This is a genomic window from Pseudomonas sp. MONT-RG-20F-20-E-7-02, assembly GCF_022662395.1.
Lineage (GTDB): Bacteria > Pseudomonadota > Gammaproteobacteria > Pseudomonadales > Pseudomonadaceae > Aquipseudomonas.
On sequence record NZ_JAKNQN010000006.1, the window covers coordinates 465,259 to 474,657 of the forward strand.

The window sequence follows — 9,399 nt, forward strand, 5'->3', positions numbered from 1 at the left end:
CAGCGGCGGAAAGCCCCGCGAAGCCGAGGCTTCGCGGAGTCCGCTATTTTTTCAGAAAATTCAGACGACTGAATCAGAAATATTTCATGACCTATCAGTCAGTTTTTTCATTCTGGGCGTCCAGCTCCAGCATCAACCCACTCAAGCGCTTGACCTTGCGTCGCACGGCTTCTTCGAACACGCCACCACGCGGCTCGATCAGGCTGAACCAACGCTTGGCGCGGGTGATGCCGGTGTAGATCAGTTCTTTGGTCAGCACCGGGTTAAGTGCATCCGGCAGGATCAGCGCGGTGTGGGTAAATTCCGAGCCCTGGGATTTGTGCACGGTCATGGCGTACACGGTTTCCACATCGTTCAGACGGCTAGGCAGTACAAAACGCACGCCGCCTTGGCCATCGTTGCGTGGGAAAGCTACGCGCAGCACGTGGGGGCCGCCGTCAGTTTCGGGCAGTTTGAGGGCGATGCCGATGTCACCGTTCATCAAACCCAGGCCGTAATCGTTGCGGGTCATCAGCACCGGGCGGCCTTCGTACCATTGGTCATCGCCTTCGATCAGCCGCACTTTGCGCAAGGCGGCGGTGATGCGCAGGTTCAGGCCTTCCACGCCCCAGGGGCCTTTACGCACCGCGCAGAGCAGCTGGAACGCATCGAACGCTTGCAGCAGTTGTTGCGCCCAGTGGGTCCAGGCCAGGTCTTCACGGGGGGTATCGAGGGCTGGGCGCGCGCTTTGCAGCAGGTTTAGGTAGTAGCGATATCCCTGGGCTTCGTCGCCCTGCCCGTCCAGCACCAGCCGCTCGAAGGCGTGGTCGTGCTCGCCCTTGAGGCTGAGGCAGAACAGGTCATCGTGGCTGCGCGCGGCGAGCAGTTTGCGCGCCTCTTCGGCGTTTTGCTGGTTGACCCAGCGCGCCAATTGGCCGATGCCGCTGCCTTCGCCAAACCGTCGCGAGTAGCGCAGCATCACCACTTGCTGGGCCAGCGGGTGGCTGCCGTCGAGGTCTTCGTGCAGGCCGCTGGCGCTGAGGTCTTCACCGCTGACCGCTTGCAGCCATTGGCGCGTGGCGGGGCTGTACCAGCCGGCTTCGGCGTCGCGGCACAAGTCGCCGAGGACGGCGCCGGCTTCCACCGAGGCAAGTTGGTCCTTGTCGCCCAGCAACACCAAGCGCGCGTGGGGCGGCAAGGCGTCCAGCAGGTTGGCCATCATTTCCAGGTCGATCATCGAGGCTTCGTCCACCACCAGCACATCCAGGGGCAATGGGTTGCCGATGTGATGGCGGAAGTGCCGCGTGCCCGGGCGGCTGCCCAGCAAGCGGTGCACGGTGGTGACCTCTGTGGGGATTTTTTCCCGCACGTTGTCGGGCACGGTCAACGACTGCACTTGCTGGCTGATGGATTCGGTGAGGCGTGCGGCGGCTTTACCGGTGGGCGCCGCCAGGCGGATACGCAACGGGCTGCCGGCCTCCACGGCGGGCGCCTGCAACAGCGCGAGCAGGCGCACGACGGTGGTGGTCTTGCCGGTGCCGGGGCCGCCGGTGACGATGCTGAAGGCACCGCGGGTGGCCAGGGCGCACGCGAGTTTTTGCCAGTCGATCACGCCGTCGGGCGGTGGCTGGTTGAACAGACTATTCAGGCGTTGCGGCAGGTCGGCGCCGACAGTCTCCTGAGTCGCCAGACGTAAGCGCAAGGCTGTGTCGATGCGTCGTTCATAGGTCCAGTAGCGGCGCAAGTACAGGCGTTTGCCGGACAGAACCAATGGGCGGCTTTGGGCGGCGTCGCTGCCATCGACGGCCAGCGCAACCAAGTCACTGGCCGCCAGCGCATGGCACCAATGGGCGCCGTCGAGGCCGTCGAGCAATTGCGACGGCAGCAGCATCGCGCCGGTTTGCAGGTCGCCTTCGGGTGGCAATGACAGGGCGAAATCCGGCGCCTTGAGGGTTTCGAACAGGTCGAGGCACACGTGGCCATGGCCCAGTTGGTGGCTGGTTAACGCCGCGGCGAGCAACACCAGCGGGTCGGCCTGCGGGTCGAGCTCGTGGAGGAAGCCGACAAAGGCCTTGTCCAACGCGCGCAGCCAGCCACGGTCAACCCAGCGTTCGAGCAGTTGCACCAGGTCGACGGCGCGGCCGAGGGGCTCTAACGCCTCAAGCGGTAACGGCGACAGGCTCATAGCAGCACTCCTTGTTCCCAGGCGGGCTCAACCTTGGGCGGTATGGGTTTGCCCTGGAACAACAGGTCCAAGCCTTCGATCAGCGCCCGTGGTGGCCGGGTGAAATACGCGCCTTTGCTCACCGATTGAGTGCCGCGCAGGAAAACGTAGAGCGCGCCGCCGACGTGGCGGTCGTAATCGTAGTCCGGCAGGCGTGCCTTCAACTGGCGGTGCAGGGCCAGCAGGTAAAGTACGTATTGCAGGTCGTACCGATGCTCGAGGATCGACTGTTCCATGGCATCCGAGGTGTAGGCCGAATCCTCGGGGCCGAGCCAATTGGATTTGTAGTCGGCCACGTAGTAGCGGCCGTCGTGTTCGAAGGTCAGGTCGATAAAGCCTTTGAACATGCCATTGAGCAACACCGGTTCGGCGGCGACACGGGACACACCGTTGTGGGTGTACTGGCACACCAGCTTGTCGAGGGCGAGCACGTCGACTTTGTGGCTGGCGAACCAGAACTCCATTTCGATCTGGTACTGCTGCAGGCTGCTCAGGGTGACCTGATCGTTTTCCACTGGCAGCGGCGTTTGCAGCAGGTGGCCGAGCCAACCGCTGAGGGTAACGATCCAGCCTTCCCAGTTGCGCCGGTTACAGCGCGCGCCCACGGCTTTTTCGATGGCCTCGGGGCTGACGTTGAAGCCCTCCTCGCCCGCCCATTCCAACAGGCCATGGAGGAAGGTGCCGGGGTTAGGGCCACGTGGGAAACGATGAATATCGCCGCCGGACGCTGCCACCTCGCGCGGTGCGTCAGGGTCGAGACGTTCGTCGTCGAACAGCTTCTGGGCCTGCGGGCTTTCCGGCGCTTCAAGACTTGCGGCGCTCATGCTCTCGCCAATGCGCAATGCGCTGTAGGAGGCGATCCACCAGTTTTCGGCGGCCTTGCGCTTGGGCAGCAACGGCGCGAGCAAGGTGGCTTCGTTGCGGGGCGGGTGGAACTGGATGTCTTGCGCGTCGGGCACCTGGCCGTAATGGATGGCGGCGCAGCTTTCTTGCAAGTCCAGCAGCCAGCGCGCCAGGCCGGCAGATTCGCCCAGCGATGCACCCGCGCCAAGTAAATAGCCCAGGGCTGACAGGTGCAATACGGAGCTGCTGTTGTTGCCGCGCTTGAGGTCGGCAACGCCGAGCCAGCAGGCATGTTTGGCCCGTGTGAGGGCGACGTAGAACAAGCGCAGGTCTTCGGCCAGGCGTTCATCGTCAGCTTGGGCAATCAACTCGGCAGTGGGCCGCAGGCTGACTTGGGATTTGCCCTGTTCGTCGTGGTAATGCAGCGGCAAACGGCTGCCGTCCACCGGTTTGGCTGAGCAGATGAAAGGAAGGAAGACCAAGTCGTATTCGAGGCCTTTGGATTTGTGGATGGTCACGACTTTGACCAATTGCTCATCGCTTTCCAGGCGCAGGATCTGTTCTTCACCGGCCTGCCCCGACAGCGCGAGGTGTTCAGCCAGATGACGAATCAGCGCTTGCTCGCCGTCCAGCTCCGACGCGGCCTGTTGCAACAATTCGCTGAGGTGCAGCAGGTTGGTCAGCACACGTTCGCCGTCGCTGCGCGCGATGAGGGTTTGCGGCAGTTTGAAGTCATGCAGCAGGCGTCGCAGCATAGGCAGCACGCCTTGGGTGCGCCAGACCGCGCGGTAGCCACGGAACTGCATCACGCGGGTTTCCCACGCCAGTTCGTCCTGATTCAGACGCTCCAGTTCCGCCAATGACAGGTTCAAGGTGACGCAGGCCAGGGCGGCGCGCAGTGGGCGCTCGACGTCCGGCTCGGCGCAGGCCTTGAGCCAGGCCAACAGGTCGTGGGCTTCCTGGGCGGCGAAGACTGAGTCTTTGTCCGACAGGTACACGCTGCGCACGCCACGGGCGGCCAACTCGGCGCGCACGGCTTGGGCTTCCTTGCCGTCGCGCACCAGGATGGCGATGTCTGACGGCAGCACACCTTTGAAGCTGTGATCTTTTACGAAGCCGGCCGTACTTTGCTGTCCGCCATTGAGCAACTCGACGATTTGCGTGGCGCAGGCGGCGGCCAGTTGTTGGCGATACACCGCATTGGAAATCGGCTGGTCAGTGGGTAAGTGCCAGAGGTTCATTGCCGGCAGTGTTTGACCGTCGACCTGCAATTGCTCTTTGCGACCTTGAGACAGCACCGAGTGGAACGGCACCGGGTTGTCGCCATCCGGCTGGCGGAACAGGAAGGCGCCACGGCCGGTTTCTGCGCGTTGGAACACGTGGTTGACCGCCTCGACCATCGCGTGGCTGGAGCGGAAGTTGGTGCCCAAGGTGTGGTGGCGGCCGGTGGTGGACTGACGGGCGCGCAGGTAGGTGTAGATGTCGGCGCCGCGAAAGGCGTAGATCGCCTGCTTGGGGTCGCCGATCAGGAACAGGCCGCTGTCGAGGTGGTTTTCTTCGATGCGGTAGATGCTGTCGAAGATGCTGTATTGCACCGGGTCGGTGTCCTGGAATTCGTCGATCAACGCCACCGGGAACTGCTCGCGAATCACACTGGCAAGGCGCTCGCCGCCTTCGGCTTGGAGGGCGGCATTGAGGCGGATCAGCATGTCGTCGAAGCCCATTTCGGCGCGACGACGTTTTTCTTCTTCGAAGCGTTTACCCACCCAACCGGCGGCGTGTTGCAACACGGCGGCGTCGGGAGTGGGCAAGGCGTCAAGGCTGGCTTTGAGGCTGGCCATGGCGTCGATGCCAGGGTGGCGCGGCGGCTCGCCCTTCCAGGCTTCGGCCATGCCGTCGGGCGTCAGGCGCGTGAAGCCGGTGCCGATGTCGAGTTGTTCGACGGTTTCGTCAGCGGCCCAGGCGCTGATCTTTTCGAACCAGGGTTCGAAGTAGCGCGCTTGCATCTTGCGGCCGTCGACGGCTTTGGCGGCCACGGCTTGCAGGCAGATATCGCGCAGTTCGGCGGCCCATTGTTGCCATGGCGCCTTGAGGGTGACCAAGGCTTCGCGGCGCTCTTGCAGGCAGGCATTGATCAGCTCGGCCGGCTCGCGCGTTTCGTCGGTCGGCCGTTCGCTGCCGAACAACGCACGCACACGCGGCATCAGCGCGGCGGGGCCGCTCCAGTTTTTGCGCACCCAGTTGAGCGCGTCATCGTGCATCGGGTAGCAAAACAGCCGCCAGTAGTCGCGCAGCACTTCACCGAGCAGGTCGCTGTGGTCGGTTTCCAGGGTTTGGGTGAACAGGCTGCCGCTGTCGAAGGCGTGTTCGCGCAGCATGCGCTGGCACCAACTGTGGATGGTCGAAACGGCGGCTTCGTCCATCCATTGGGCGGCGATGTCCAGGCGATTGGCGCAGGCGGGCCACTGCTCGGGGAGGTATTCGTCGCGCAGGTGGGCGATCAGGGTATCCGGTTGCTCGATTTCATCGCGGAAAAAGCGCGCGGCTTCGGCCAGACGGATGCGGATGCGCTCACGCAGCTCTTTGGTGGCGGCGTCGGTGAAGGTCACCACCAGGATTTGCGGCGGCAGCAATTCGCGCGCGAAGCCGGACTCATCACCGCCGTGACCGAGCACCAGACGCAGGTACAGGGCAGAGATGGTGAAGGTTTTACCCGTGCCGGCGCTGGCTTCGATCAGTTGGCTGCCTTTGAGCGGGAAGGCCAGGGCTAAAGGTTTACTGATCATGCGCTGGCCTCCTCACTGCTGAGCGATCGCCACGGCGCGTTGAGCAATGGGCGGTACAGGGTTTCGGCCCAGCCTTCGAATTCTTCGCTGGCAATGAGCGTGGCGTAGTCCGGGAATTGCCGAGTGAGCGCCGGGGTTTCGCGACGTTCGCCATCGGTGGTCAGGCCGTCGCCTTCATAGGCTTTGCTGGCGGCGGCCTGGGCCTTGGCGGGGTCGGTTTGGCCGAGCCAGGCGAAGGCGGTTTTGACCGCCACCGGGAGTGGTTTTCGCATGCCGGTGTGCCAGGCCAGCAGCAGGTTGCCGAGGATTTCCTGGGCCGCGGATTTTTCCAGGGGCGCCAGGAGCAAGGTGTCGTCACTGGCGACCAACCCGGTGCTGAGTGGCAGGCCGCAGGCGCAGGCCACCACGTGATTGACCCAAGGGCGAATCAGGCGGTGCCACTTGCAGGTCTTGATCGAGCCGATGCTGTTGGGGATGGTGGTCACGCTGAGCAACCCGCCATCACTGCGCCGATGCAGGCCACTGATCCAGCCTTCCAGCTGAATGCCTTGATGCTCAAAACTGATCGGTTCGGCGGCTGTGTGTGGCGTGGGCCAAAGCGCCAGTAAGTGGTGGTAGCGCTGCAACAGATCCGGTAATGGCTCGATCAGTTCGTTACGCAGGCACTCGCCGAAACCGACCATGGGCAGCAAGCCACTGCCTTGCAGGCGCAGGGCTTGGGCGTTGAGGGCCTGATCCACTTGGTCGGGCTGGGTCAAGGCAGCGTTCAGCAGGCTGTCGCTGAGGCTATAGCGCTGCAGCGCGTCGAGGACGAAGGGCTCTTCATCGGCCAGCGGGACTTCGGCGGCCTCGAAGAACACTTTTAGACGTTGGCTGAAGAAGTGTCTGACCGGGTTGCGCAGGAAGTCCTGCAACTGGCCAAGACTCAGGGGGTCTTCCTGGTGGTGCTCCGTCAGTTCGACCTCTTGTACTTCGGTATCGCGTGGTTCGTGGAGCAGCTGCCATTCGCGGGCGTAGCTGAACAGCGGGTCGCCCTCATGGAAATAGCGCGCGCTGAAGGGTTGGAGCGGGTGTTCCTGGGTCATCGCTTCCAGCAGTTCATGTGTGTCTGCGTTATGCCAGCCGCTGGCGATATGGTCGCGCAGTTGGCCTATCAGCACAGAGGCTGGGCGGTCGCTGTTGTCGCGGATGCTGCGGCCGACCCAACTGATGTAGAGCTGGTCGCGGGCGGACAGCAGGGCTTCGAGCAGCAGGTAGCGGTCGTCTTCGCGGCGTGAACGGTCGCCGGGGCGGTAGTCGCTGCCCATCAGGTCGAAGTCCAGCGGCGGTTGCGCACGCGGGTAGTCGCCGTCGTTCATGCCGAGCAGGCAAACCAGTTTGAACGGGATGGCGCGCATGGGCATCAGGGTGCAGAAATTGACAGCTCCGGCAAGGAAGCGCTGGGACAGGCGACCTTGGTCCAGCCCAGCCAGCCAGGCTTCGCGGACTACGGTGAGGGGTAACTCGTCTTGTAGGCCGACGGACTCACAGGTTTCCAGCCAGTCCTCTCTGAGTTGTTCGAGTTGGCCTAGGAGATAGTCGTCATGTTCACTGCTGGGCAGGAAGAACAGTTGCATCAGGCGTTGCAGGCGTTCGCCCCACTCCTGGGGTGCTGCCGGTTGGGACAGGGCCTGGTGCGCATCGTTTAACGCATCAAGCAAGGAAACCAGCGGGCCGATCAACGCCGCATCGAGGCCGCCGATCTCGTCGTAGGGTTCGATACCGTCGCAGGCGACACCGGTGCCGACCGCGTAACCCAGCAGCATGCGGCGCAGGCCGAATCGCCAGCTGTTTTGTTCCAGCTCGTTCGGCAGACCAAGCCCTGCACGCTGTTCGGCGTTGAGGCCCCAACGGATGCCGGCGCCTTCGATCCAGCGGTGCAGTGTGGGAAGGTCGCGTTCTTTGATGGCGAAGCGCTCGCGCAAGGCGGGAACGTCGAGCAGGTCGAGGATTTCGCTGACGGGGAAGCGGCTGTCCGGGAGTTTGAGCAGGTGTTCGACGGCGATCAGTAGTGGGTCACGGCCGCGTTGGCCTTGGTCGGTGAGGGTGAACGGGATGAAACGTGGATCACCTTTTTCCAGCTGGCCAAAGACGGCGCGGATGTGCGGCGCGTAGCTGTCGACGTCAGGGACCATGACGATGATGTCGCGCGGGCGCAACGAGGGATCGGCGCTGAAGCGTTGGAGCAATTGATCGTGGAGAATTTCTACTTCGCGCTGGGCGCTGTGGGCGATGTGAAAACGGATGGAGCGGTCTTTATTGAGGTCGACGCCCGGCCACAGCTCGCGTGTTTCGTTGAGTGGGCGAAGCTCGAGGATGTCGTCCTGGAGCTGGTTGAGCAGCGTGGTCGGTTCGCTTTCGCTGAACAGGTCGATGCGACCGTCGCGGAATGCGGCCCGGTAGCTGTTGGGGTCGTCGTAACTGTCCAGCAGGCTGATGTAGTCGCGGCCTTGTTTGCCCCAGGCGGCGAGCAGCGGGTGCGCATGCTGGTGCAGGGTTTGCGGGTCGATGGTGACCGGCATACCCGCTTTACGCGCTTGGCGTTTGTACTCGTTACGCAGCAGGTCTTTATCGGCGACGATGTCGGACCAGTGATGGCGGCAAGGGTTGTGCACGCATAGCAGGACTTGGCTGAAACGTGCCAGGCCGGCGAGTGCTTCCAACGCTTGTGCGGGCAAAGAGGAAATGCCGAAAACAATCACTCGTGACGGAAGGTCTTGGGGGGCTTTTTCAAGGCTGTTGATGCGCTCGATGAACCGCTGGTGAACGCCCGCGCGGCTTTCGGCCATGCCCTCTTCACCTACATCCAATAGCAGTGCACGCCATAGTTCGGCCTGCCAGCAGTTCGCGGGGTTCAGTGGCTTGGATTCGCCTCGGCCGTTGCGCAGTTGGTGGCGGCCAGCAGCCCAGTCTTCCAGCCAGTCGGCCCGGTAGACCTGGTATTGGTCGAACAGGTCGGCCAGGCGTTCAGCCAGCTGATAGCGTTTGCGCAGGTCGGTGTCGTGGGTGAGGAAGCGCTGCAGGGGTTCGAAGTGTGGTTGGTCGATAAGCTCTGGGAGCAGGCGCATTAGACGCCAGGTCAGTGGGGCTTTATCGAGCAGGGACTTGGGCGGGATTTCGTCACGGCCCAGCACCATGCGGTAGAGCTGCCACATGAAGCTGCCAGGGAGTTGCACATCAATTGCCGCCGCGATGCCGCAGCCACCCATGTCGCCTTCTTCCGGGTCTTCGGCCAAAGCCAGCTTGAGCCATTGGGCGATACCGTTGCTTTGTACCAGTGCGATCTCGTTTTCCAAGGGCGCGAGCGGATAGCGGCGCATCCAGCTGACTACCAGGCTGCGCAGTTCATCCAGGCGGTTGCCGTGAACCACCATGAATCCAGCGCTGAGGGACGTCGCATCCGGCATAACGGCTTCCTTGGGAAAAGCAAAATCGAGGGAGCGACTTTAGCATTGAAGGCGACTGCAAGCTGCAAGCGAGGCTGTCAGGAGTGTAAGAGGCGGTCACAGAATTTTTTTCGACCGCCCA

At 63.0% G+C, this 9,399-nt stretch carries 3 protein-coding genes; all 3 read right to left on the minus strand.

Features of this window, described 5'->3' with window-relative positions:
- Nucleotides 1-94: 94 nt before the first annotated feature.
- From recD to recC, 3 genes are read right to left on the minus strand one after another with little or no spacing between them, the layout of a single operon-like run.
- Nucleotides 95-2,164, minus strand: coding sequence for an exodeoxyribonuclease V subunit alpha (recD, locus tag L8I05_RS20040; RefSeq protein ID WP_242171165.1), 2,070 nt, complete (start codon nucleotides 2,162-2,164; stop codon nucleotides 95-97).
- Nucleotides 2,161-5,832 carry an exodeoxyribonuclease V subunit beta gene (gene recB / locus L8I05_RS20045; RefSeq protein WP_242171167.1) on the minus strand — a complete coding sequence of 1,224 codons (3,672 nt, stop codon included), beginning with the start codon at nucleotides 5,830-5,832 and terminating at the stop codon, nucleotides 2,161-2,163. The genes recD and recB overlap by 4 nt, the downstream gene beginning before the upstream one ends.
- Nucleotides 5,829-9,278, minus strand: a complete 3,450-nt coding sequence (recC, locus tag L8I05_RS20050) for an exodeoxyribonuclease V subunit gamma (protein WP_242171170.1) — start codon at nucleotides 9,276-9,278, stop codon at nucleotides 5,829-5,831. Before recC ends, recB begins: the two co-directional genes overlap by 4 nt.
- Between the last annotated feature and the right edge of the window lie 121 nt (nucleotides 9,279-9,399).